Genomic DNA, 23463 nt, shown 5'->3' with positions numbered 1-23463 from the left:
TTGTAATGGGAGGTATAGCGAAACGGTACAGCGTGCGCCCGCCCGAACAGGCTAGCCAAAGAGGTTGGGGCGCTGATTTTCGTCGGACAGTTCGGCGCTCCAGATCTGGTCCTTGACCAGCTGGCGAAGGATTTCCCACGATAGCTGCCCGACGGCGCGGGGAGCGGTTTGCAAGGGGCGTTCCGTCGAGTAAGCCAGATACACTTTCCGGGTAATCGGAGGGTTCTTGAAACTCCATGCCCGGCATAGTCCGGCCTGGGCCTCCGCGTTGATCGCCATCCTCGGCAAGATCCCGTAACCGATTCCGCGCGTCACCAATCTCTTGATCTGGGTGTAGGAGTCGATTTCGATCGCCGGGTTGATGACGGCCTGGACCGACGTCGCCACGGCATCGATCAGTTCCCGCAGGCCGTGCCCGGGGCCTGGCACGACAAGCGGCAATCCGGCGACGTCGCGAAGCTCCACGGAGGAGCCCTCAAAAGCGTCCGACCCGGGCATCGACGGGCTGGCAAAGAGACAGATCTCCTCGGACAACCCATGGTGTACCGCGAGTCCCCGGGGATCCGACGTCGCGTAGATCATCGCAAGGTCGACTTCCCCGCGTTTCAACCATTCCAGAATGTAGCCGCTCATCGCCTCCACAACGCGGATGCGAACCTCGGGGAAGCGCTCGCGGGCGGCCTCGATCAGCGGCGCCGCGAGCAGTTCGCTGACTGTACCCGGCAATCCGAAGCGCACCTCGCCACGGGGGGCGATGGCGGCGCCCCTGACGCTGTCGGTGATTTCAGCAAATTCGGCAAGAATGCGCTTGGCGTGCACCATGAGCCGCGCGCCGGCCTCCGTCGCGCTGACCCCATGCGGCCCGCGATGCAGGAGAGAGAGGCCAAGCTCCTCTTCCATGTGCCGGACATGCTGGCTCAACGCCGGCTGCGCCACGTGCAGCTGCGTCGCGGCCTTGGAAAACGAGCCGCTCTCCACGACCTGGGAAAAATATCTAAGCTGACGAAGGTCCAAACCGGCTCCCTGGGCTTGATGCAGGGCCACCGTATAACATTTTGTTATTGAGGCAACGGCGAAAACCGGCCTTCCGTCTATCCCGCCCCCAACGGCATCGCGCAAGGATCGCCCTGGAGTTCCGAGCGATCATGAACCACGTCCGCCAATCTCGCCAGAGTTGCCGCGACATCAGCCTGCTGGAACACGTTGCGTCCGAACATCAGGCCGGTCGCGCCGGCGCTGATCGTGTCCTTTGCGAACTGCAGCGTACCCGCCAGGGTGGCCAAGGCGGGGCCGCCCGCGACAGCGATGGGCGCCAGCGATTGCCTGGCAATGTCGGCGAAGCGCTCTGGTTCGCACCAGTCGGTCTTGATCATGTCGGCGCCGAGCTCGCCGGCCATGCGGCAGTTCATCGCCACCACGGCCGGGTCGTTGGCGCGCGCGAAGCCGCCCTTTGCCGCCATCGCCTCGATGACGTGCACGACACCCCATTTCCGGCATTCGGAAGCGACGATGCCCGCGGTTTCAAACGATTTCGTTTCCTCCTCCGGACGGTTGTTGCAGGTGAAGAGGTAGGTGATCACCGCTTCGGCGCCCATTTGCACGGCTTCCTCCACCGTCGCGACGAGACGACTGTGCGTGTCCGCATACCCTGTCGGCGTCCCGTGGCGCCACATGGTCGTCTGGTTGAGGCGCAGGATTACGGCGGGCCCGCCTGCCAGGCGGTGGCCGTGACGCAAGAGCATGCCGGGATTGACGATGACCGCGTCGACCCCTGCCTCCACCACGATGTCGATCAAAGGCGCGGGATCCGCGATGCCGGCGATCGGTCCGACCTGCATGCCGTGGTCGAGCGGAACACAGAGCATTCGCCCCGAATTCTTGTTGAGCAACCGGGCAAGCCGGCGTGCCTTACCGATTTCAGACATTTCTTTCATTCCTTCGGGTGGGACGCGGCCCGGTCAGACAAGCTCCAGCCTGACGCCCGCTTCCTTCATGTTCTGCACGATGTCGCGGTCGACCGATTGCGAAACCAGGACCACATCGAATGCCGTGAGTTCGGCCACGTAATTGAGAGCCGAGAAGTGGAATTTGCTCTCGTCGACAAGAAGGATTTTCTTGCGCGCGATCTCCATCATGGCCTGCTTGGAGCGCACGACCTGTTCGTCCTGCGTATAGAGGGACATGCCCTGGATGGTGGTCGTCGACATCAACGCCACATCGACATGGTAGGAGCGGATCGCCCTTTCGCAGGCTATGCCGAAAAAGCCGTTGTAGACGCGGTGGTATTTGCCGCCCAGTCCGATCAGTTCGACGTCCTGCTTGTCGCGCAGCCGCTCCATCACGGGCAGCGCATTGGTGATGACGGTTATCGGCGTCACCTGCTCGATGAAGTCGCACACATGGAAGGTCGTCGAACTGTCGTCCCAGACGATGGCGTTGCCGGGTTCGATATGGGCGGCCGCGGCGCGCGCCAGCCGGCGCTTCTCCTCCACGTGCTGACGCGCCCGGTAAAGGTAGCTGCTCTCGAACAGCATCGACTTCTCTACCGAGACGGCGCCACGAATACGCCGCACCAGCCCCTGGTCATGCAGATCGTTGAGATCGCGGTGGATGGTCATCAGCGATACGTCGAGCTGGACGGCCAGGTCCTTGATCTGCGCCGTTCCGCTTTCCATCAGAATGCGGATGATTTCCGAACGGCGATGGTCCGCCTTCGACAAATGTTGCGCCTCTTCGGATTCCAAGCTGCTTGTCCTTCCGGCGATTTGCCCTCGCCTGTTTTAACATCATCGGCAAACCGCGCCAGAGAAAAATGTTAAGATATCAAAATTTCGATGCTGCACTGCGCCGCGAGAAAACATCCGGATTCCGCAGTCTCGGCGCGAAGCATCTCAAAATTATGAGTTTAATGGCTTTTTTGCAGTGCAGCACGGCACCAGAATGGGCGTGTTAGCAAATGTTTCGTGCAAGCCGCGCGAAGACACTTAACATCAAAAAGTGCTGTTTGTAACTTTTCTATTGATATTTATAACGCCGATGCATAGGCTTCAGATAGGGGTAGGAGAGGGTCGGGTCCGACCATTGCCCCCTTGAACTGACAAGTGGAGGAGAACATGAACATGGCCATGCGCACGCGTCTGTTGACGTCAGCCGCAGCGCTTGCAGCCGCGCTCGCTGCAACCGCGGGTTCTGCCCGCGCCACCGACCTGACTTTCGTCTGGCACGCAGGCACTTGCGCCGACGCGCTGACCACCATCGCCAAGGACTATCCGGACAAATCGGTAAGGATCGTGCCCGCGCTTGTCCCCTATGGCCCGCAGTGGCACGACAAGATCGCGTCCGAATTCGCCATCCAGGGCGACGCTTTCGACTTCGCAATGTGGGACAGCCAGTCCACCGCCGAGTTTGCCCAGCATGCCGTCAAGCTCAATGACATCTTCGAAAAGTCGACCTACCTGAAGGCCGACATCTTCCCGGCGGCTTCGCTCTCGCGTTATGGCGAGTATCCGGATGGCTCCGGGCAGTTCTTCGGCCTGCCGGCCAACCAGGATGCCTATGGCCTGACCTACCGCAAGGACCTGTTCGAGGATCCCAAGGAGAAGGAAGCCTTCAAGGCCAAGTACGGCAGGGACCTGGTGGTGCCGCAGACCTATCAGGACGCCAAGCAGGTGGCCGAGTTCTTCACGCGTCCCGACCAGGGGCTCTATGGCTGGGGCCAGATGGGCGGCCGCGACTATGACTTCGCGACCACGGCATCCAACTCCTTCCTCTGGTCGTTCGGCGGCGAGCTCTACAATCCGGAAACGATGGAAGTGAAGGGCTATCTCGACTCGCCGGCTTCGGTGGATGGGGTGCAGGCCTATGTCGATATGTTCAAGTATGGTCCGCCCGGATCGACCAACTGGGGCTTCGACGAGGTCAACACCGCGATCCAGCAAGGCCAGGTCGCCATGGCGATGCAGTGGTTCTATTTCAACGGGTCCAATGTCGATCCCAAGGTCAGCAAATTCGCCGACAAGATCGCATTTGGGGTTCTGCCGGGCGCGGTCGGCCGCGACAAGAAGTTCCGTCGCCAGTTCTCGGTCGGCGGCCAGGGCATGGGCATCAACAAGTACTCCAAGAAACTGCCCGAGCTGACCAAGTTCATGGAATGGTATTTTCAGCCCGAGCAGCAGAAGCGCTATGCCGCCGTCTGCCAGACCGGCCTGAAGCAGGTGCTGGAAAGCCCGGATTGGCAGGGGTTGAATTCCTACAACCGGCAGTTCTCCACCGCGCTGCAATACCTGAACGACTATTGGCACCTGCCTGAATATCCGGTGCTGCTCGACGAGCTGCAGCAGGAGATCTCAAACGCCGCCACCGGCGCCAAGACGGTGCAGCAGGCGCTTTCGGACGCCGCGGAAAAGAACGAGCGCACGCTCCAACGCGCCGGATACGAAATCAAGCGTGGCGACAAGACCCCGGAAGTGCCGGACGAGGTCATATCGCCGGTTGGCGTCGACGCGGTCGTTCCCGTCGAATAACGCCTTGACCCGAAGGGCACGCGGAGCGTCTTCCGCGTGCCCTCTCTCATCCCGTCCCAGGCAACAGAGCCCGCACCGCGCCGGCTCGAAGACAGGTCGTCATGACGCACTCCAAGACATCGACGATGGACCTTGCCGGCAGATGGCTGGTGCTGGGATTGCTCGCCATCTACACGGTCTACAATGTCGGCCCGATCTTCTGGCTGCTTTTGTCCTCGTTCAAGAGCCGCATGGATTTCTTCACCATGCCGCCGAAACTCTTCTTCACGCCGGACTTCAGCGGCTACCAGGCGGTCTTCGGCATCGGTGCGGCCAAGGACAGCGCTTCGGCGGTCGGGGTCCTCGACTCGTTGATCAACAGCATCATCGTCTCTGTCGCCGGCACGTCGCTCGCCGTCTTCTTCGGGACGCTGGCCGGCTATGTCTGCTCGCGCTTCAATTTCATCGGCAAGGGCGACTTCATGTTCTTCGTCCTGTCGACCCGCATGCTGCCGCCTGTAGCCGTTCTCGTCTTCTATCATCTGATGTTCGCGCGGCTCGGGCTCGCCGACACGCGCATCGGCCTCGTCCTCGTCTCGATCTTCGCCAATGTCGGTCTGGCCACCTGGATCATGAAGGGTTTCTTCGACGGCGTGCCGAAGGAAGTCGAGCAGATCGCCATCGTCAACGGTTACACGCGCATGTACGCATTCCTCAAACTGGTGCTGCCAATGGTGAAGGGCGGCATCGCCGCCACCGCCGGCTTCTGCTTCATTTTCGCCTGGAACGAGTTCGCCTTCGCATCCATCCTGACGACCACCCAGGCCAAGACCCTGCCCGTCAAGATTTCGGCCGCTTCCGGCGCAACCGGCATCGAGTGGACGCAGATATGCGCGGCCGGCGTCGTCCTCATCATTCCCGTGCTGATCTTCTTCTATCTCATCCGCAAACATCTGCTGATGGGAATGACCTTCGGCGTGCTGGGAAGGAGGTAGACCATGACTGCCACCAACACGCCTCTTGCACCCGAAGCGCAGGCCGCCGCTCACGCGGCGCGGCAGACGCAACTGCGCAAGCGCTCCTCTGGCCGCATGATGATCTTCGGCTTCCTGTCGCCGACGCTGGCGATCCTGATATTCATGGTCGCCTATCCGATCTTCTCGCTGATCTATTATTCGTTCTTCAATTTCTCGGCCTTGCGCCAGGGCACGATGAAGCCGGTCGGCTTCAACAACTACAAGTTCCTGCTTTCGGATCCCGATCTCTGGGACCGCTTCATATTCACCGGCAAGTTCGTGTTCATCTGCGTCACGCTGCAGATGCTGATCGGCATTTTCGTCGGCTACCAGATGCAGAAGAATTTCCGTGGCCGCGACGTCATCTTCACCATGCTGATGATGCCGATGATGCTGTCCCCGGTCGTGGTTGGCTTCCTGTGGCGCTACATGCTGAATTCGGAGTGGGGCGTCATCAATTTCCTGGTGTCGTCGGTCGGCTTCAGCAAGGTCGACTGGCTCGGCCAGACCAGCCCGGCGCTCTGGGCGGCGGCGGCCGCCGACACCTGGATGTGGACGCCCTTCATCGTGCTTCTGGCGACCGCCGCCTTCCGCGGCATTCCCGAGACCATTTACGAGGCGGCCGAGGTGGACGGCGCCAGCCCCGCCTATCGTTTCTTCCGCATCACGCTGCCGATGTCGGCGCCTGTGCTGTTCATCGCGCTGATCCTGCGCCTGATCGACAGCTTCAAGCAGTACGACCTTTTCGTCGCGCTGACAGGCGGCGGTCCGGGGTCGAGCACGGAGACGGTATCCTTCTCGGTGGCCAAGACGGCATTCAGCTATTTCTACACCGGGGAGGCGTCGGCGCTCGCGGTCATTCTTCTGGTCATCATTATCGGTCTGTCGATGATCCTTGTCCGGCACCTGACCAAGATGGGCGAGAAATACTGATGGCCGAGATCACTCTCAGGAACCTGAGCATCCAGTTCGGCGCCTTCAAGGCGGTGGACGACGTCAGCCTGACCGTGAAGAACGGCGAATTCGTCGTCTATCTCGGGCCCTCGGGCTGCGGCAAGACGACGACCCTGCGCTGCATCGCGGGCCTGGTGAAGGCAACCAGCGGCGACGTGCTGTTCGACGGTGCCGCCGTCAACGATCTGAGCGCCAGCGAGCGCAACATCGCCATGGTGTTCCAGTTCGTTTCGCTCTACCCGCATCTCAGCATCAAGGAAAACATCGTGTTTCCGCTGAAGGCGCGGGGCGTCGCGAGAGCCGAAATCACGCGCAAGCTCGACTGGGTCACCGACATCTTCAAGCTCGGCGACGAGCTTGCCCGCTATCCCGGCGCGCTGCCACCCGGCGCAAGGCAGAAAGTGGCGCTTGCGCGTGCCGTCATCCGCGATCCGGCCGTCCTGCTGCTCGACGAGCCGCTATCGGCGATCGACGAGCAGTTTCGTGAGGAAATGCGCTGGGAGCTCGGGCACCTGCAGCGCCAGCTCGGCGTCACCACGATCTATGTCACGCACGACCAGCGCGAGGCCATGTCGCTCGCCGACCGCATCGTGCTCATGAACAACAGCCGCATCGTCCAGGTCTCGAATCCTGACCGCATGTTCTTCGAACCGGTCGACATCTTCGCCGGCCAGTTCATCGGCTCGCCGTCGATGAACCTCATCGACCTCGCGCCCGTCGAGGGCGGCCTGCGGCTGGGCGACAGCGACGTCACGCTGACTGCGGCGCGCGACCGGCTTCCCGACTGGGCCCTGTCGTCGAAGCGGCCGTTGAAGCTCGGCGTGCGCCCGCTAAACGTGCACCTGACCGACGATCCGGCCGCCGGCGTCGCGATCGCGGTGGACGATGTCTTTTCCATCGGCCGCGAACGCTTCTTCTCGTTCCGCATCGGCGACACGATACACCAGGGTGTCGACAAGCGCCGGTCGCCATCGGGCTCCGTGATGCGCGTGCATTTCGATCCGGATGGCCTGCTGTTTTTCGATGCCGCCACCGGCCGGCGTGTCGACGCGGAGGTCGCGGCATGACCCCCAGGCCAATGCTCCAACTGAAGGGACTGAAGAAGTCCTATCGCGGAAAGACGGCGCTTCGCGGCCTTGACCTCACCGTCAATGACAACGAGATATTCGCGCTCCTCGGACCGACCGGCGCCGGCAAGAGCTCGACGCTGCTCGCCTCCGCCGGCCTGATCGATCTCGATGCCGGGCGCGTCGACCTTGCCGGGCGCGATGTGACCGAGTCCGACCCGGGCAGCCGCGACATCGCCATCGTGTTCGAGGGCTTCAACCTTCTGCCGGTGCTCGACGTCAAGGACAACATTGCCTTTGCGTTGCGCTCGCCGGCGTTTAGCGAATCCGAAGGCGAGATCAGCCTTCGCGTCGGCCGCACCGCGGAACTGCTGCGCATTTCTCATCTGCTCGATCGCGACGTGGACACGCTGTCGGGCGGCGAACGTCAACGTGTCGCCATCGCCCGCGCGCTGGTACGCCGCCCGGTGATGTTCCTGCTCGATGAGCCGCTGTCGGCGCTCGATCTAAAATTGCGCGAGGGCCTGCGCGCGGAACTGCGCCAGATCCACCGCCAGCATCGCTCGACGATGCTCTACGCCACGCACGACTATCATGGCGCCATCGCCATAGCCGACCGGATCGGCATCATCGACGGCGGTGTCATCCAGCAGGCGGGCACGATAGAGGACATATACCGGCTCCCGGCCAATGTCGTCGTCGGCCGATTGGTCGGCAGCCCTTCGATGGCCTTCTTCGAGGCCGGCATCGAGGACGGCCATGTCATCGTCAAGGGTGCGCGGCAGCGCATCCCGATCGGCGAGTTCGGCACGGTCGCCAGCGGCAGCGGCAAGGTGCTGCTGGGTGTCTGGCCGGAGGACATCGAGGTCGGCTCCGCCGATGCCGCCGGCGCCAGCACGGGCACGATCTATGCCGTGGACAATCGCGGCTTCGAGCGCGCCATCCAGGTCGACACATCGGGGGGTTCGTTCCGCAAGGTCGTTCCGCTGTCGATGCGCTTCACGCAGGGCGATGCCTGTTCATTCCGCATTCCGGAAGGCCGCGGCTTCCTGTTCGACGCAGCCGGCGGACGCCGCATCTCGCAGGCGGAGGGTGCCCGCTGATGGGTCCGTTGTTCAGCAAGAAATGGTTTTATCGCCTGGCGAGCGTGCTGATCCTTGGCGGCTTCGCCATGCTCTGCCAGCCCTTCACGCACAGGCTTTTCGTCATCGGTTTCCCGGTGCTGCTTGCCGGGGTTGTGCTTTTCATGATCCTGGATCACGTGCCCGACGGGCGGCCGGAAACCGAGGAGGAAGACCGTGGCTAATCCGAAGAAAATCCTTAACGACGTCAAGCGCGTCGTACCAGAAATGATCGAGGGGCTGGCGCTTGCCAATGACGGCCGTGTCTACAAGCTCGACGGCAAGCCGGCGCTGATCCGCAAGGACATCCCGGACGGCAAGGTGGCGCTGCTCATCGGCGGAGGCTCGGGCCACGAGCCGCTTTTCCATGGCTTCGTCGGCAAGAACATGGGTGACGGCGCCGCCTGCGGCAACGTCTTTGCCGCGCCCTCGCCCGATGTGATCGCGGCCGCGGCCAAGGCGGTGCATCGCGGCAAGGGCGTCCTGTTTCTCTACGGCAACTATGCCGGCGACAACATGAATTTCGACATGGCCGTGGAACTGCTCGAGGACGACGGCATCGAGGTCCGCACCGTGCGGGTCTGCGACGATGTCGCTGCCGCGCCGCCCGAACGGATGCACGACCGCCGCGGCATCGCGGGCGACATCTACATGATCAAGGTCGCGGGCGGCGCAGCCAGCGAGCTTGACACGCTCGACGAGGTCGAACGCGTCGCGCGTAAGGCACAGGGTTGGGTGCGCAGCATGGGCGTGGCGGTCTCCGCGGGATCGATCCCGGAGACCGGCAAGCTGACCTTCGAACTCGGGGACGACGAGATCGAGGTCGGCATGGGAGCCCATGGCGAAGCCGGCATCGCGCGCCAGAAGCTGAAATCGGCCGATGCGATCGCCGACGAGCTCATGGACAAGATCCTCGCCGACCTGCCGTTCGCCAGGGGCGACGAGGTTGCCTTGATGATCAACAATCTCGGCGCCACCACCATGATGGAGATGCTGATCGTCAACCGGCGCATCCGTGCGATCCTGGAGCGCGAAGGCATCTCGGTCCACCGCACCGATGTCGGCACATGGCTGACCGTGCAGGAAATGGCCGGTTTCTCGGTGACGCTGATGAAGCTCGATGACGAGTTGAAACACTATCTCGACATGCCGGCGGAATCGCTCGGCTATTCAAGGATGTAACGGCGATGATCGAAACGCTCGATGCCAACGCTGCGCGCGAGATGATGCGCTCCGTCGCGCAATCCCTGATCGACCAGACCGACGTGCTGACCGAGGCCGATCTGACCATCGGCGATGGCGATCATGGCGTCGGCATGCGCCGCGGCTTCGAGGCCGCGCTCGAGGCGCTCGACGCCGGCGCCGCCGAAAGTGCCGAAGCCGCCTACAAGGCAGTCGGCACCGCCATCCTGTCCAATACCGGCGGTGCGGCGGGTGCTGTGTTCGGCACGCTGTTTCGCGCCGGCTCCAAGGCCTTCGCGGCATCCGAGGTCATCGACGACGCCTCGTTCGCGATGGCGCTGGAAGAGGGCCTTGCGGCGGTGCTGAAGCGTGGCGGCGTGACCGAGGGCCAGAAGACCATGGTCGACGCGCTCGCCCCGGCCGCGCGGGCCGCGCGCGCCGCCGTTGGCAAGGGCCTCGCCGCCGCGACGGCGGCCGCCACACAGGGCGCGCTGGATGGGGTCGAGGCCAGCAAGGCAATGATAGCGACGACGGGAAAGGCGCGCTCGGTTGGCGAGCGCAGCATTGGCTACCCGGATCCGGGCGCGATCTCGGTTTCGCTCATTCTGAAGGCAATGCAGGACTTCACGGCCAGGGCTTGACCCTGCCGGTTAGGCGAAAAGGACTTCGACATGGCTGATCTCGACGACATCAAGGACGGCAAGGACTGGGGCCGGGACCGTCCCGCCGACACCAGCCGCTTCTACCTCAAGGGAGCGGCGCATCACGACTGGGGCATGAAGGCGAGGCTGTCGCGCATCTTCAATCCCGACAGTGGCAAGACAGTCATGCTCGCCTTCGACCATGGCTATTTCCAGGGTCCGACGACGGGCCTTGAGCGGATGGACCTGACGATCGCGCCGCTTGCCCAACACGCCGATGTGCTGATGTGCACGCGCGGCGGCCTGCGCGCCACGATACAGCCGGAAGTCAACAAGCCCGTGGTGCTGCGTTGCTCGGGCGGTAACTCGATTCTGACGGAACTGTCCAACGAACTGGTGGCGGTCGACATCGACGATGCGATCCGCCTCGGCGCCGTGGCCATGGCCGCCCAGGTCTATGTTGGTGCCGAATACGAGCACAAATCCATTTCCAACGTCGTCAGACTCATCGACACCGGCACACGCTATGGCATTCCCACGATGGCGGTTACCGGCGTCGGCAAGGACATGGTGCGCGATGCCCGCTATTTCGGCCTGGCAACGCGCATCGCGGCCGAGCTCGGAGCCCAGTTCGTGAAATCCTACTATGTCGACGAAGGCTTCGAGCGCATCGTGCTTGGCTGTCCGGTGCCGATCGTGATTGCCGGCGGCAAGAAGCTGCCGGAGCGCGAGGCGCTTCAGATGGCGTGGCTGGCGATCGACCAGGGCGCGGCCGGCGTGGACATGGGCCGCAACGTCTTCCAGTCGTCGAACCCCGTCGCCATGCTCAAGGCGCTCGCCGCCATCGTTCATCGCGGTGAGAAGGCGGACAAGGCCTATGCCATGTTCCGCGATCTGGAAACGGCAGAGGCAGCTTGACGATGACCCTCGACGAGGCATCACGCGACGTGGCCCTCAAGCCGATGCAGGGCAAGGTCGTGGCTGTAACTGGCGCGGCCAGCGGGATAGGGCGCGAGATTGCGCGCGTCTTTGCCCTGGCGGGTGCCGCTGTCGCGACGCTGGACATCAATGATGCCGCACTCGGGTCGCTCGCCGCCGAATATGGCTGCCGGCCATACCGGTGCGACGTGACGGATGCGGCGTCGGTGAAGCGCGTGCTCGACCTGGCGGCGGATGAGCTGGGCGGCCTTGATATCCTCGTCTCCAACGCCGGCTCGGCCCAGCAAGGCGCCATCGGCGACCTGCCGATGGAGGAGTTGCGGCGAAGCTTCGAACTGAACTTCTTCGGCCACCAGAACGCCTGCCAGGCGGCGATACGGATCTTTCGACGCCAAGGCAGGGGCGGCGCGATCCTGTTCAACATTTCCAACCAGTCCGTCAATCCGGGAAAGGATTTCGGTCCGTACGGCATACCAAAGGCCGCGACGCTGGCCTTGATGAAGCAATATGCGGTCGACCATGGCCGCGAGGGGATCCGCGCCAATGGCATCAATGCGGGGCGTATCCGCTCCGGCCTGATGACCGATCAGATGATCGTTGAGCGTGCCAGCGCGCGCGGGATGACCCCGCACGAATACATGGCCGGCAATCTGCTCGGAGTAGAGGTAACGGCAAGCGATATTGCCAACGCATTCCTGCATCTGGCTCAGATGGACAAGGTCAACGCGGCCGTCCTCACTGTCGACGGCGGCGTAATGGCAACATCGCTGCGATAGCTCAAAGCTTCGAACAGCGAGGCGCATTGCCAAGGTCGGAGGCTCGCGCCTTTCGCAACGCCACGTGCAACGCGGAGCTATCGCTCAATTGCTCGCCAGCCAGATCCAGTCGAGTTAGGACGATGAGCGACGATAGAAGGATTGGCACGACAAGGCGCGGAGGCGGCGCTGCTTTCCAACGGACCGATAGTCGGCGGCCTGCTGGCAGTTGCAGCGGTGTTGACGGGCTTGCTGGCGTGGCGGATCCCCATGATGTTTTCCTGTGTGAAAGGCTGAAGGGAGGGATTGCCGATTGCACGAACGCGTCCATAGTCGCGGGGATGGGGGCGCAGTACGTTGATCTCGTTTTGCTTGAGCAGTCGCTGGCCGATACCGGGGGGTTGAATCGCCCGTTCTCCGATCGTGTGGGCGACATTGCGCAGAAGACCGCCGGCTCCGTGTTGTTCGACGTTCGCGTCGACGGCGATCCTGGCATTCAACGGATCGCGGCAATCGGCTACGGGGCGGAGGGGGTCGTCGCGGTCGTCATGGATAGGGACGGAGGACTTGCTTCAGCGCCAGTCGACGGAGGCAGCTACGCTCTGATCGCGGAGCTGAGCGCCTGGTGCGCGTTGCCGATGGCCGAGCAGATAAGCGCCAGCTACCTCGAGGCGGCGACCAAGCTGCTTGCCGAGCTTGCCAAGGCTGGCCGCATCGACCGTGACGGGCCGGCCTCCGTCGGTGGCAGCGAGACGTCTTGAAATGCCGTCACCGCCGGGCGAGGCAACGAACTCCCGGCCGGTCATGGGCTCAGCACATCTTCGTAGGCAAACAGGCCGGGTACGCCACCCGTATGAACGAAGACCACGTTCTGACCGGCACGGAAGCGTCCCGTTCTCACGAGATCGATCAGGCCGGCCATGGCCTTGCCGGTGTAGACCGGATCGAGGAGCAACGCCTCCAGCCTTGCGCACAGGTCGATGGCTTCGCGCATGGCTTCGGTCGGCAGCCCATAGCCTGGTCCCACATACCCGCCGAGAACGTCCACCTGCTCTCGCTTTATCACGACGGAAGCTCCGAGCTTGGTGATCGTCTCGCCGCACAATTCGTGCACGCGCGCTTCGATCACATCGCTCGGTTCGGCCGAGCTGATGCCGACCACGGGCGTCTGATGCCCCAGGACAGCGAGGCCAACGAGAAGGCCGGCTTGCGTGGCACCGCTTCCGGTACAGTGGACGATCGCGTCGACCGTCAAGCTGCTGTCGCTGCCTTGTCGAACAAGCTCCTCGGCGCAGCCGACATAGCCAAGCGCTCCGGTCGCGGTCGAGCCGCCGATGGGCATGACATAAGGCCTTCCGCCGCGCTCACGGATGTCCTCGGCAAGACGTTCAAGTTCGATCGCGGGGATTGTATCACCGGAGACGAAGTGCAGTTCGGCCCCGAACATCCGGTCGAGCAGAACATTTCCGGTGCGGTCGTAGCCCGGCGTGTTGCGCGCGACGTTGCGCGACAAAACCAGTTCGCAGCGCAATCCGTGTCGCGCCGCGACCGCCGCGGTCTGACGGCAATGGTTTGACTGTACGCCGCCGGCCGTCACCAGTGTGTCGGCACCAGAAGCCATGGCCTCGGCAACGAGAAATTCGAGCTTGCGCGTCTTGTTGCCGCCGAGCGCCATACCCGTGCAGTCGTCGCGCTTGACGAAGAGGTTGGGTCCGCCAAGGTGGCGCGACAGCGCGGTCATCGGCTCAAGCGGCGTGGGCGTGTGACAGAAGCGTGATCGAGGGATCGTATCCGGCAACATGGGCGCCTCAACAGTCATTCAGGTTGGTCGTGGTGCATGAAGCGGGCCGGCGACAATGGGCTTCGGCTTCAAGCACGGTCACCTGTCGACCGGGCGCAAGAAAGAACGCCGCCGAAGCGCCGGCCATGCCGCCGCCGATGATAAGAACGTGCTGCATGGCCTCCCTCGCGCAAGTGCCGGCAGCCAAGCAGAATATTTCCGATCGGTCAAACATCTTTCCTATGATAAAGGCGCCGTCGCTTGCGAGTCGACTTTGTTCGGTCTCAACCCTAGACTGCGGCCAATGCAAAAAGGGTCCGCCATGAGCGATTCGAAGCCAAGTCTGGGAGAATGCCTCAAACTGCTGCGCCGGGAGCGGGGCTGGACACTGACGCAGGTCGCCCAGATGTCGGGGCTCGCCATCTCCACCCTGTCGAAGGTCGAGAACAACCAGATGTCGCTGACCTACGACAAGCTACTGCAGCTTGCCCAAGGGCTCAAGGTCGACATAACCGAGCTTTTCGGCGTGAGAAAGGCCAGCGTCTCTCCCATCGCGCACGGCGCGCGTGCCGTCTCCCGGCTTGAGGACGGACGGATCGTCGAGACCCCCAACTACGTCTATCGCTTTCTGTGCACGGAGCTGTCGCGCAAGGAAATGATTCCCATGCTGGGGGCAGTCACCCAGCAAAGCATAGAAACGTTCGGCGAGCTTATCCGTCATCCCGGCCAGGAGTTCACCTATGTTCTCGAGGGCGAAGTCGAGCTGCATACCGACGTCTACGAAACGCTGAGGCTGAAGACAGGAGAGTCGGTCTACTTCGAAAGCACAATGGGCCACGCCTATGTCAGCGTCGGCGACACTCCGGCCCGGATCCTGTGCGTGTGCACGTCGGCATCCGGCCAGTCGGAGCAGACCCTCATCAGCGGCGCCAGGGGCGTGCGCCCTCATGACGAGCGCGAGACTGTCGACGCGGAAATGACACTTGGCTAATTAGAAAAATCTCTTTCCTATCAGAAAAATCGGCTTGCCATCCGAAATGCGGGTGTTAGCGTGTGCGAAAGGCATCCCTCGGTGATCCCGTGAGAGATGCAAAACACAAGCTCGAGGGGAGCGCATCATGTTGTTACGTCGCCTGCCGACTTTTGCGGCATTTGCCGCTTTGACAGCCTTGACTTTCGCGGGACCGAGCTGGGCCACCGACAAGGATGTCCTGGTTATCGACAAGGCCGAGGATCCGCCCACGGCCGACCCCGGCGTCGAGGTCTCCAACAACGGCTATACGCTGATCTTTCCGGCCTACGAGCGTCTGGTGAAATATGACGGCGCCAAGACCGAGGTCATTCCGGAGCTTGCCGAGAGCTGGACCACGGCGCCCGACAACCTCAGCTGGACATTCAAGCTGGCGTCGGGACACATGTTCGACGATGGTTCGCCGGTCGATGCCGCCGCGGTCAAATATTCATTCGACCGCGTGAAGAAGCTGGCGGCTGGCCCTGGCGACATGTTCCCGACCGTCAAGGACGTCGTCATTGTCGACCCGCGGACCGTGAAGTTCGAATTATCGGCGCCATTCGCACCGTTCCTGTCGGCGCTCGCCACGTCGGCCGGGTCGATCATCAATCCGAAGGCGCAAGAGCACGCGGTCAACGGCGACGACGCGAAAGCCTGGCTCGCCGAGCACACCGCCGGCAGCGGCGCTTTCAAGATCTCGGCCTGGGAGCGCAACCAGCAGATCACGCTCGATCCCAATCCCCACTATGCCGGCAAGAAGCCGGCTTTCAAGCAGGTCATCTTCAAGATCGTACGCGAGATGTCGTCGCGTCGCCTGCAACTGGAGAACGGAGACGCCGACCTGATCGACCAGGTTCCGGTCGACCAGGCCGAGGCCATGAAATCGAGCGCGGGGGTGGTCATCGAGAGCAATCCCAGCCTCTATGTCATCTATCTCTATCTGAACAACAAGAAGGCCCCCTTCGACAATCCGAAGGTCCGTCAGGCCATATCCTATGCGGCCGACTACAAGGGGCTAGTCGATGGCGTCATGCAGGGCCAGGCCGAACAGATGCGCGGGGCTGTCCCGGACGGCATGTGGGGCCATGACCCGCAGGGCATGCAGTACAGCTACGATCTGGAGAAGGCCAAGCAATTGCTTGCCGACGCCGGTGTTTCCAATCTGCACATCAGCTTCACCTATTCGCAGGCTGACTCCGCCTGGGAGCCGGTTGGACTTGCGCTGCAGGCTTCGCTCGCCGAAATCGGCGTCACGATGGACATGAAGAATGTCGCCGACACGACAAAGCGCGAGCTGGTCGCCAAGGGCGACTACGACATAGCGACCGGCGCCTGGACGCCCGATTTCGCCGATCCGTTCATGTTCATGAACATCTGGTTCGACCCGACCAAGATGGGCGCGCCGGGCAACCGGGCCTTCTATGAAAACCCGAAAGTGACCGATTTGATCACCCAGGCGCTCGCGACCGTCGACCAGAAGAAGCGTGAGCAGCTCTATATCGATGCGCAGAAAATCACCAACGAGGATGCGCCATACGTCCTTCTGTTCCAGAAGAACGACATCTTCGCCATGCGATCCTCGGTGAAAGGGTACGTTTACAATCCGATGCTGATCCAGGTCTACAACATCGCCGATATGTCCAAGTCCGAATAGAAATCGGCGCCGAGGGTATGTCGCTAATTTCAACGATCCTTCGGCGCCTCGTGCTGCTGGTGTTCGTCGTGGCTGGTGTCGCGATCATCACCTTCACGATTTCGCATTTGATCCCCGGCGATCCGGCGCAGCTGATCGCCGGGGACAAGGCTTCAGCCCAGACATTGGCGCATGTGCGCCAGGAGCTTGGCTTGGACAAACCCGTTACCCAGCAGTTTGTCATCTACGTCAAGCAACTCCTGTCGGGCGATCTCGGCCAGTCCTTGCGGACGCGGCGCCCGGTGGCCGGCGATATTGCCCTGTTCCTGCCCGCCACGCTTGAGCTCGGCATCGCCGCGCTGGTGATGGCGATCATGATTGGCGTGCCGCTCGGCGTGCTTTCGGCAATCTACAAGGATGGACCGGTCGACCAGGCAGCCCGTGTCGTATCGGTCGCCGGCATTTCAATGCCGGTATTCTGGTTCGGACTGGCGCTCATCCTCCTGTTCTATGTCAAGATACCGATCCTGCCGGGCAGCGGCCGCATCACGCTTGGCATCGCCGCGCCGCCGCGCATCACCGGCTTCTTCCTGGTCGACTCGCTTGTCGCCGGCGACCTGAAAGCCTTCTGGTCGTCGCTCTATCACCTCGTCCTGCCGGCCTTTGTCCTCGCCTTCGCCAATCTCGGCATCATCACGCGCCAGATCCGGGCCTCGATGCTGGACGTCCTGCAGGAGGATTATGTCCGCACCGCGCGTGCGAATGGTTTGTCGCGGTCGGCGGTCATCCTGCGGCACGCCTTGCCCAATGCCCTGATCCCGTCGGTGACGCTGCTCGGCCTCGCCTTCGGTGATCTGCTCTACGGCGCGGTGCTGACCGAAACGATCTTCGCGTGGCCAGGCATGGGGAGTTATGTGGTGTCATCGATCCAGACGCTGGATTTTCCCGCGGTCATGGGCTTCACCATTGTCGCTTCGCTGGGGTACGTGCTGATCAATCTCGCGGTCGATCTGACCTATATGGTGCTCGACCCACAGATCAGGGAACTCGGCTGATGGCGGCGGATGGCATCGCCACCTCGCCCCGGCCGGCATCGCGGCTTCGCATGGGACGGTTGTGGTATCGCGTGAAGGGAAGCCCCCTCACCCTGGTCGGCGCCGCGATCGCGCTGCTGGTTCTGTTTGTGATCATGGCCGCGCCCCTGCTGGCGCCCTACCCACCCGACAAGATCTCGCTTTCAGCCAGGCTTGCGGCGCCCAGCCTGCAGCACCTCTTCGGCACCGATGAGGTTGGGCGCGATCTGTTTTCGCGGGTGCTCTTCGGCGCGCGCGCGTCCTGCGGCATCGCCTTTGCCATCGTCATCATCTCGACCGTCATCGGCTCGATCATCGGCTGCCTGTCCGGCGTTGTCGGCGGCATCGTCGATACCGCGATCATGCGGCTGATGGATGTCTTCCTGGCGCTGCCGGCACTCATCCTCGCCATGGCGCTGGCCGCCGCGTTGGGACCGAGCCTGTTCAACGCCATGCTGGCCGTCGCCGTGGTGCGGGTGCCCGCCTATGTGCGGCTGGCGCGTGGGCAGACGCTGTCGCTGCGCAACCGCACCTATGTGAAGGCATCGCGCAGCTTCGGGGCTTCGCCTGCCTATATGCTGCGCTGGCACATACTGCCCAACGCCCTGTCACCCATCATCGTTCAGGCGACACTGGATCTCGGCGGCACCATCCTGACGGCCGCGGCCTTGAGCTTCATCGGCCTCGGCGCCCAGCCGCCAACGTCCGAGTGGGGTTCCATGGTGTCGAGCGGCCGCAATTATTTCCTCGACCAGTGGTGGTATGTCACCTTTCCCGGCCTGGCCATTCTGATCAGCGCGATGGGTTTCAACCTGCTTGGTGACGGATTGCGCGACATGCTCGATCCGAGGCTGGGTGGCCGATGACCGAACCGTCTGGCGATGTCCTGCTCGAAATCACCGACCTTTCGCTCGAGTTCCGCACCTATCGCGGGCCGATCAAGGCGCTGAATGGGGTCAGCCTCAATGTCCGTGCCGGCGAGATCGTCGGCATCGTGGGGGAATCCGGGTGCGGCAAATCGGTGACCATGATGGCGGCGACGCGGCTTTTGCCCAAGGGGAGCGCGCACATTACCGGCGGCGGCATCCGTCTGTTCGGCAGCGATCCGATGAAGCTCAGCGAGCGCGAACTCCAGCATGTGCGCGGGCGGCAGGTGTCGACCATCTTCCAGGAACCGATGAACGCCCTAAACCCGACCCGACGGATCGGCGAGCAGATCGTCGAGGTCATCCGCCGCCACCAGCGTCTCGACAACGCGGCAGCGACGAGCAAGGCCTCGGGCCTGCTGCGCGACATGCTGATCAGCGAGCCGCAGCGGATCATGCAGGCCTATCCGTTCGAGCTTTCCGGAGGCATGCGGCAGCGCGTGCTGATTGCCATGGCCTTTTCCTGCGAACCCAGGCTCATCATCGCCGACGAGCCGACGACGGCACTCGATGTGACTGTGCAGGCGCTGATCCTGGGCCTCATCAAGCACAAGGCGATGAGCACGGGAACGGCCGTCGTTTTCATATCGCATGACATGGCCGTGGTGTCGCAGCTTTGCGACCGGCTCTACGTGCTTTATGCGGGACGGGTCGCGGAAGCCGGAACGACCGCGTCGGTGCTGGCGGCGCCAGCCCATCCCTACACGCGCGCCTTGATACGCTGTCTGCCGGGGCTGGCACCACCCAAGCAGCCGCTGGAACAGATCCCCGGTACCTTGCCCGACCTGCTTGACCCGCCTGCCGGCTGCCTCTTTCGGGCCCGCTGCCGCGAGGCGGATGATCGTTGCGGCTCGGTGCCGCCGCTGGCTGCCATGGAGCCTACCCGCCGTGCCGCCTGCTGGCGCCGTATCGAGGAGACGCAAGCCGCGTGACCGAGCTTCCCCTCCTTTCCGTCGAAGACCTGGAAGTCCGCTACCGCGTCACCTCGGGCTGGTTCGGTGGCGCCGACGTCCATGCCGTCAACGGAGTGTCGTTCAGCGTCGCCGAAGGCGAGACGATCGGCATTGTCGGGGAATCCGGCTGCGGAAAAACCACGCTTGGACAGGCGATCCTCGGCCTGACCGGCATTTCCGCCGGTGCGATCAAACTCAGGGGAACTGAACGGGACCGCGCACGGCGCACCCAGTTGCAGATCATCTTCCAGGACCCCCAATCGTCGCTCGATCCGCGGCTTCCGGTCTGGCGCCTGATCACCGAACCTCTGCACATTCGCGGCGGCTACACCCGCAAGCAACTGATCGAGCGCGCAACCGAACTGGCCGTCTCGGTCGGCTTGCGGCCGGAGCATGTCGATCGCTATCCGCACGAGTTCTCGGGCGGCCAGCGCCAGCGCATCGCGATTGCCAGGGCGCTCGCCGTCGAACCTGCGCTGCTGGTCCTCGATGAGCCGACCTCGGCGCTGGACGTGTCGGTGCAGGCGCAGATCGTCAACCTGCTGCTGTCGCTGCAGGCGGAGCGCAAACTATCCTATGTGCTCATCTCGCATGACGTGTCGCTGGTGCGCCACGTGGCCGATCGTGTCGCCGTCATGTATCTCGGCCAGATCGTCGAAGAAGGCCCGACACTCGACGTGCTTGACGCTCCCAGGCATCCCTATACCAGGACGCTCCTCGATGCCGTTCCGAGTTTCGATCGTCCACTGAACTCGATCGCGCCGCGCGCCGGCGAATTGCCGAGCAACCGGACGCTGCCGACCGGCTGCTTCTTCCGGGAGCGCTGCCCTTCCGCGACGGCCGGCTGCGAACTGCCACAGGTTCTGGTACCCGCCGACGGATCGCGCACAGTCCGCTGTCATCTGGTCACGCGCGCAAACGACACCGCGTTGCCACGCACGGCGCCGCGGCCGGTGCTTTCCTCCCCGAATGATGCGATTGCTTAAGCCGCGTCGGCCGCGAATGGGTTTTCCACTTTCGGCCAATAGGGCGTCTTGAGCTTTGTGTAGGGGATCGCGGCGAAGTTGGGCTGCGTCGCACCGGGCGGGGCGCAGAACAGGATGCGCTTGGCGATCGGCGCGAAACCAGCCTGGAAATGGTAATTGGATTTGACGATGACGATGCGTCGCTCGCTTGGATCGAGGCCGAGCGCAGTCATGCAGTCGGGATGGAAGACCTGCGTGCGTACCGTGTTGATGATCAGGTCGATGCCGCCGTCGGTGGTGACCCACGCCGCATCCCCGAGTGGCCACGGCATGGTGCCGAACAGCTGCGTCAGTTCGCGGCCGAGGCCTTTTACCGTAACGCGCAGGTCGACAGGCATACCCGAGAACACGCCGCACTTGCCGCCGACCCGCAGGTTTATGGTACCGCCGATCCCGGCCTCGACGCAGAAGCGATAGGCGATCGGATCCCAGTACATGGCGCTGGCCACGTTCCCGATGCCGCGCTCGATCAGCCGGCGCAGGATGTAGGTGGAGTCCCCCGGTGCGCCGCCGCCGGCATTGTCCGAAACATCAGCGATGACGACCGGCCCATGCGGCTCGGCGAGCGCCATGTCGAGCGCCTCGTCGATGCCCAGGAATTTCGGAATCAGGTCGTTGCGCAATGCGAAAAGCTGCTTGCCGAACCTTTCGGCGGTCCGCTCGGCAAGCGGCTTGTCATCGTCGGTGACGACCAGCATGCGGGCTCCGACATCCTCGACGTCGCCATGCGGAAAGCCATGCCCAAGCGAGACTGACAGTATGCCAGGCTCGGCTTCGGCGGCAGTCATGCCATCAACGAAGCCGCGCATCGGCTGCTCCTGCACGCGGAAGGTGCTGATCATGCGGCAGTCGTAAAGCGCCATCACCGGCCTGACCTTGCCCTCCACCGTGTCGACGATAATGCGGTAGAGCTCGCCGGCACGGTCCATGATGTCGGTGTGCGGATATTCCTTGTAGGCGACGATAGCGGTGGCGTTGTCGACCATCTTCTGGGTTGTGTGGCAGTGCAGATCGAGCTCCGCCCCGATCGGGATGTCGGGACCGACGACAGCTCTGACATGCGCGAGAAGATCACCCTCGGTATCGTCATAGCCTTCCGCGACGAAAGCGCCATGCAGCGCCAGAAGCACGCAGTCCACCGGCATGGCGGCCTTGAGCTCGTCGAGGATCTCGTCGCGGAACTGCTCGTAGACATTGCGGATGGTTATGCCTCCGGGCTCCGCGCAAACGCACAGGCTTTCCACGATCTCGTGGCCGTCGGCTTCGCCGCGCTGACGCCACACGAACAGCTGGCAGGACGGCTCGTTCAATGCCTTCGAGGTGGCGTCGCCCCGCGCGATGCCCATTTCCTCGAAACTGTGGTAGCCGGTCGGGATAGGCGCGAACGTGTTGGTCTCGGTGTCCATGCCCGCTATGAAAATGCGCATTCTTTCGCCCTCAACTCGTCTTTCGTTTAAGAAAAATCTTTTCTCATCATCAAACTATTATATAATTTCCGCAAGCACCTGGACCATGTAAGAGCTGCGCCAAGCCGCATTCACGCGGCCTCTGGCGGGTGGCACAGAATCGGAAATTCACATGCATCTTCACCCGCTCGACGACCTGGTGCTGGACGAAACCACCAAGGCCATTCCGCCTGGCGTCGCGGTCCGCCTTCATGATGTCGGCTCGATGAGCTGGAACCTCCTGCGCGGTGATGTGCCGCTGCCGGCAGCGGTCATCAGGGAGTCCGCGCTCGACCACAATTCGCGTTGGATGCAGCGTTTCCTCGCGAAGCGCAACGCGGTCATCGCGCCACATGTCAAGACGACGATGTGCCCTCAGATCATGCAGAGGCAATTGCGCGACGGCGCCTGGGGCGTGACCGTCGCCACACTGCACCAGATGAAAGTTTGCCGTCGGTTCGGCATCGATCGCATCGTGCTCGCCAACCAGCTGGTCGGACGGCTGGAACTGGACGCTCTGGTCGCCGAATTGAACGCTTCGGCCGGCCTCGACTTCTACATGCTGATCGACAGCCTCGATGCCGTGCGCCTGGCGAGCGAGGCGGTCGGACGCGCCGGACCGGCCTCGCGGCCGATCCAGGTTTTGGTCGAGCGCGGCTATCCGGGCGGCCGGACCGGTTGCCGCAACAACGACACGGCGCTCGAGGTCGCGCGTGCCGCGCATGCGGCGCCGCAACTGCGGCTCTGCGGCGTCGAGGCTTTCGAGGGACTGATCAAGCCGAAGGACGGTGGTCCGGCACGGGCGGTTGCGGATTTCGTCGACGAGATCGGCGCGCTCTACGAAGCATGCGCCGGCGAAAACCTGTTCGAGCGCGCGCCACCGATCGTGACGGCCGGCGGTTCGTCGTTCTACGACATCGTGCTCGATCGCCTGTCCGGCAGCGGCGCGCAGGTGATAACGCGCAGCGGCTGCTATGTCAGCCATGACAGCGGCATCTACCAGGCCGAGCAGAAGCGCATCCTCGCCGCGACCGGCGAGAATGAAGGCCTGGTCAACGCGCTGGAAGTATGGACCCATGTCCAGTCCTGTCCTGAACCGGGGCTGGCCATCCTGACCGCCGGCAAGCGGGATTTCGGAACCGACTCCGGACTGCCGGTGCCGCTGCTCATTTCGCGCGATGGCGGTTCGCCCGAAACGCTGGCGGGCTGCGAGATCTTCGCCAGCAACGACCAGCACGCCTACATGCGCGTTGCGGCGACGGTTTCGGTAAAAGTCGGCGATCGCATCGGACTGGGCGTGTCGCATCCCTGCACAACCTTCGACAAATGGCAGATACTCTTCCTGGTCGACGACGCCTATGAGATCGTCGGCGCGCTCAAGACATATTTCTGACCGGAAGCCAGCGTTGGCACCGCGATCATCGCGCCGTCGAAACGAC

24 protein-coding genes are annotated in these 23463 nt (G+C 63.1%); 18 read left to right on the top strand and 6 right to left on the bottom strand.

Annotation, left to right across the window (positions count from 1 at the left end):
• Window positions 1-51 precede the first annotated feature (51 nt).
• From EB815_RS15045 to EB815_RS15035, 3 genes are all read right to left on the bottom strand, one after another.
• On the bottom strand, window positions 52-1014 hold the full coding sequence (locus EB815_RS15045) for a LysR family transcriptional regulator (RefSeq protein WP_065005360.1): 963 nt from the start codon (window positions 1012-1014) through the stop codon (window positions 52-54).
• Between the two features lie 77 nt (window positions 1015-1091).
• On the bottom strand, window positions 1092-1925 hold the full coding sequence (locus EB815_RS15040; protein ID WP_171883293.1) for a class I fructose-bisphosphate aldolase: 834 nt from the start codon (window positions 1923-1925) through the stop codon (window positions 1092-1094).
• Window positions 1926-1958: 33 nt separating this feature from the next.
• A complete protein-coding gene (locus tag EB815_RS15035) occupies window positions 1959-2744 on the bottom strand; it encodes a DeoR/GlpR family DNA-binding transcription regulator (protein WP_056570769.1) in 786 nt (261 codons plus the stop codon).
• A 369-nt stretch (window positions 2745-3113) separates the two neighbouring features.
• Between EB815_RS15035 and EB815_RS15030 the strand changes: the two genes are divergently transcribed.
• The 11 genes from EB815_RS15030 to EB815_RS14980 all read left to right on the top strand — a co-directional run bounded on the left by EB815_RS15030 (window position 3114) and on the right by EB815_RS14980 (window position 12938).
• The gene (locus EB815_RS15030; RefSeq protein WP_056570767.1) at window positions 3114-4523 is read left to right on the top strand and encodes an ABC transporter substrate-binding protein; all 1410 of its coding nucleotides are present in this window, start codon (window positions 3114-3116) and stop codon (window positions 4521-4523) included.
• A 101-nt stretch (window positions 4524-4624) separates the two neighbouring features.
• On the top strand, window positions 4625-5497 hold the full coding sequence (locus tag EB815_RS15025) for a carbohydrate ABC transporter permease (RefSeq protein WP_081294842.1): 873 nt from the start codon (window positions 4625-4627) through the stop codon (window positions 5495-5497).
• Window positions 5498-5500: 3 nt separating this feature from the next.
• Window positions 5501-6451 carry a carbohydrate ABC transporter permease gene (locus EB815_RS15020; protein ID WP_056570763.1) on the top strand — a complete coding sequence of 317 codons (951 nt, stop codon included), beginning with the start codon at window positions 5501-5503 and terminating at the stop codon, window positions 6449-6451.
• Window positions 6451-7539 (top strand): ABC transporter ATP-binding protein, encoded by a 1089-nt coding sequence (locus tag EB815_RS15015; protein ID WP_056570762.1) that lies wholly within the window; start codon window positions 6451-6453, stop codon window positions 7537-7539. Before EB815_RS15020 ends, EB815_RS15015 begins: the two co-directional genes overlap by 1 nt.
• Entirely contained in the window at window positions 7536-8642 is a 1107-nt protein-coding gene (locus tag EB815_RS15010; protein ID WP_081294841.1) for an ABC transporter ATP-binding protein, read from the top strand. Before EB815_RS15015 ends, EB815_RS15010 begins: the two co-directional genes overlap by 4 nt.
• Entirely contained in the window at window positions 8642-8845 is a 204-nt protein-coding gene (locus EB815_RS15005; protein ID WP_056570758.1) for a hypothetical protein, read from the top strand. Before EB815_RS15010 ends, EB815_RS15005 begins: the two co-directional genes overlap by 1 nt.
• Window positions 8846-8888: 43 nt before the next feature.
• Complete coding sequence (locus EB815_RS15000) at window positions 8889-9842, top strand: dihydroxyacetone kinase subunit DhaK (RefSeq protein WP_056570756.1); 954 nt, start codon at window positions 8889-8891, stop codon at window positions 9840-9842.
• A 5-nt stretch (window positions 9843-9847) separates the two neighbouring features.
• On the top strand, window positions 9848-10483 hold the full coding sequence (gene dhaL, locus EB815_RS14995; RefSeq protein WP_056570754.1) for a dihydroxyacetone kinase subunit DhaL: 636 nt from the start codon (window positions 9848-9850) through the stop codon (window positions 10481-10483).
• 30 nt (window positions 10484-10513) lie between these two features.
• The gene (gene lsrF, locus EB815_RS14990; protein ID WP_056570751.1) at window positions 10514-11401 is read left to right on the top strand and encodes a 3-hydroxy-5-phosphonooxypentane-2,4-dione thiolase; all 888 of its coding nucleotides are present in this window, start codon (window positions 10514-10516) and stop codon (window positions 11399-11401) included.
• Between the two features lie 2 nt (window positions 11402-11403).
• Entirely contained in the window at window positions 11404-12198 is a 795-nt protein-coding gene (locus EB815_RS14985) for an SDR family oxidoreductase (RefSeq protein ID WP_056570749.1), read from the top strand.
• 236 nt (window positions 12199-12434) lie between these two features.
• Window positions 12435-12938 carry a hypothetical protein gene (locus EB815_RS14980; protein WP_244494058.1) on the top strand — a complete coding sequence of 168 codons (504 nt, stop codon included), beginning with the start codon at window positions 12435-12437 and terminating at the stop codon, window positions 12936-12938.
• Window positions 12939-12979: 41 nt separating this feature from the next.
• Here EB815_RS14980 and EB815_RS14975 read toward each other — a convergent pair whose 3' ends face one another.
• Together EB815_RS14975 and EB815_RS34255 are read right to left on the bottom strand one after the other, a co-directional pair.
• Window positions 12980-13918, bottom strand: coding sequence for a D-cysteine desulfhydrase (locus EB815_RS14975; protein ID WP_245303361.1), 939 nt, complete (start codon window positions 13916-13918; stop codon window positions 12980-12982).
• Between the two features lie 67 nt (window positions 13919-13985).
• A complete protein-coding gene (locus EB815_RS34255; protein ID WP_413814133.1) occupies window positions 13986-14105 on the bottom strand; it encodes a hypothetical protein in 120 nt (39 codons plus the stop codon).
• Between the two features lie 156 nt (window positions 14106-14261).
• Here EB815_RS34255 and EB815_RS14965 point away from each other — a divergent pair, with 156 nt between their 5' ends.
• The 6 genes from EB815_RS14965 (at window position 14262) to EB815_RS14940 (ending at window position 20540) form a co-directional block, all read left to right on the top strand.
• A complete protein-coding gene (locus tag EB815_RS14965) occupies window positions 14262-14948 on the top strand; it encodes a helix-turn-helix domain-containing protein (RefSeq protein ID WP_413814130.1) in 687 nt (228 codons plus the stop codon).
• 127 nt (window positions 14949-15075) lie between these two features.
• On the top strand, window positions 15076-16623 hold the full coding sequence (locus EB815_RS14960; protein WP_056570742.1) for an ABC transporter substrate-binding protein: 1548 nt from the start codon (window positions 15076-15078) through the stop codon (window positions 16621-16623).
• Between the two features lie 17 nt (window positions 16624-16640).
• Complete coding sequence (locus tag EB815_RS14955) at window positions 16641-17657, top strand: ABC transporter permease (RefSeq protein ID WP_056570740.1); 1017 nt, start codon at window positions 16641-16643, stop codon at window positions 17655-17657.
• Complete coding sequence (ddpC, locus tag EB815_RS14950) at window positions 17657-18541, top strand: D,D-dipeptide ABC transporter permease (RefSeq protein WP_056570738.1); 885 nt, start codon at window positions 17657-17659, stop codon at window positions 18539-18541. Before EB815_RS14955 ends, ddpC begins: the two co-directional genes overlap by 1 nt.
• On the top strand, window positions 18538-19533 hold the full coding sequence (locus EB815_RS14945) for an ABC transporter ATP-binding protein (protein ID WP_056570737.1): 996 nt from the start codon (window positions 18538-18540) through the stop codon (window positions 19531-19533). Before ddpC ends, EB815_RS14945 begins: the two co-directional genes overlap by 4 nt.
• Window positions 19530-20540 carry an ABC transporter ATP-binding protein gene (locus tag EB815_RS14940; protein WP_081294840.1) on the top strand — a complete coding sequence of 337 codons (1011 nt, stop codon included), beginning with the start codon at window positions 19530-19532 and terminating at the stop codon, window positions 20538-20540. The genes EB815_RS14945 and EB815_RS14940 overlap by 4 nt, the downstream gene beginning before the upstream one ends.
• Here the strand turns inward: EB815_RS14940 and EB815_RS14935 are convergent.
• A complete protein-coding gene (locus tag EB815_RS14935; RefSeq protein WP_065005244.1) occupies window positions 20537-22006 on the bottom strand; it encodes a M81 family metallopeptidase in 1470 nt (489 codons plus the stop codon). The genes EB815_RS14940 and EB815_RS14935 overlap by 4 nt on opposite strands.
• Window positions 22007-22157: 151 nt before the next feature.
• Between EB815_RS14935 and EB815_RS14930 the strand changes: the two genes are divergently transcribed.
• Window positions 22158-23417 (top strand): amino acid deaminase, encoded by a 1260-nt coding sequence (locus EB815_RS14930; RefSeq protein ID WP_065005243.1) that lies wholly within the window; start codon window positions 22158-22160, stop codon window positions 23415-23417.
• Window positions 23418-23463: the final 46 nt, after the last annotated feature.

The organism is Mesorhizobium loti (genome assembly GCF_013170705.1).
GTDB lineage: Bacteria > Pseudomonadota > Alphaproteobacteria > Rhizobiales > Rhizobiaceae > Mesorhizobium > Mesorhizobium loti_D.
The sequence above is the reverse complement of the archived record's forward strand: the minus strand, read 5'-3'. Positions and strand labels throughout refer to the sequence as shown.

Bases quoted from the DNA above. Each gene is read 5' to 3' on its own strand.
- EB815_RS15040 (WP_171883293.1), bottom strand. From the start codon at position 1,925: ATGTCTGAAATCGGTAAGGCACGCCGGCTTGCCCGGTTGCTCAACAAG.
- EB815_RS15030 (WP_056570767.1), top strand. From the start codon at position 3,114: ATGAACATGGCCATGCGCACGCGTCTGTTGACGTCAGCCGCAGCGCTT.
- EB815_RS15025 (WP_081294842.1), top strand. From the start codon at position 4,625: ATGACGCACTCCAAGACATCGACGATGGACCTTGCCGGCAGATGGCTG.
- EB815_RS15020 (WP_056570763.1), top strand. From the start codon at position 5,501: ATGACTGCCACCAACACGCCTCTTGCACCCGAAGCGCAGGCCGCCGCT.
- EB815_RS15015 (WP_056570762.1), top strand. From the start codon at position 6,451: ATGGCCGAGATCACTCTCAGGAACCTGAGCATCCAGTTCGGCGCCTTC.
- EB815_RS15010 (WP_081294841.1), top strand. From the start codon at position 7,536: ATGACCCCCAGGCCAATGCTCCAACTGAAGGGACTGAAGAAGTCCTAT.
- EB815_RS15005 (WP_056570758.1), top strand. From the start codon at position 8,642: ATGGGTCCGTTGTTCAGCAAGAAATGGTTTTATCGCCTGGCGAGCGTG.
- EB815_RS15000 (WP_056570756.1), top strand. From the start codon at position 8,889: ATGATCGAGGGGCTGGCGCTTGCCAATGACGGCCGTGTCTACAAGCTC.
- dhaL (WP_056570754.1), top strand. From the start codon at position 9,848: ATGATCGAAACGCTCGATGCCAACGCTGCGCGCGAGATGATGCGCTCC.
- lsrF (WP_056570751.1), top strand. From the start codon at position 10,514: ATGGCTGATCTCGACGACATCAAGGACGGCAAGGACTGGGGCCGGGAC.
- EB815_RS14985 (WP_056570749.1), top strand. From the start codon at position 11,404: ATGACCCTCGACGAGGCATCACGCGACGTGGCCCTCAAGCCGATGCAG.
- EB815_RS14975 (WP_245303361.1), bottom strand. From the start codon at position 13,918: ATGACCGCGCTGTCGCGCCACCTTGGCGGACCCAACCTCTTCGTCAAG.
- EB815_RS34255 (WP_413814133.1), bottom strand. From the start codon at position 14,105: ATGGCCGGCGCTTCGGCGGCGTTCTTTCTTGCGCCCGGTCGACAGGTG.
- EB815_RS14965 (WP_413814130.1), top strand. From the start codon at position 14,262: ATGCAAAAAGGGTCCGCCATGAGCGATTCGAAGCCAAGTCTGGGAGAA.
- EB815_RS14960 (WP_056570742.1), top strand. From the start codon at position 15,076: ATGTTGTTACGTCGCCTGCCGACTTTTGCGGCATTTGCCGCTTTGACA.
- EB815_RS14955 (WP_056570740.1), top strand. From the start codon at position 16,641: ATGTCGCTAATTTCAACGATCCTTCGGCGCCTCGTGCTGCTGGTGTTC.
- ddpC (WP_056570738.1), top strand. From the start codon at position 17,657: ATGGCGGCGGATGGCATCGCCACCTCGCCCCGGCCGGCATCGCGGCTT.
- EB815_RS14945 (WP_056570737.1), top strand. From the start codon at position 18,538: ATGACCGAACCGTCTGGCGATGTCCTGCTCGAAATCACCGACCTTTCG.
- EB815_RS14935 (WP_065005244.1), bottom strand. From the start codon at position 22,006: ATGCGCATTTTCATAGCGGGCATGGACACCGAGACCAACACGTTCGCG.
- EB815_RS14930 (WP_065005243.1), top strand. From the start codon at position 22,158: ATGCATCTTCACCCGCTCGACGACCTGGTGCTGGACGAAACCACCAAG.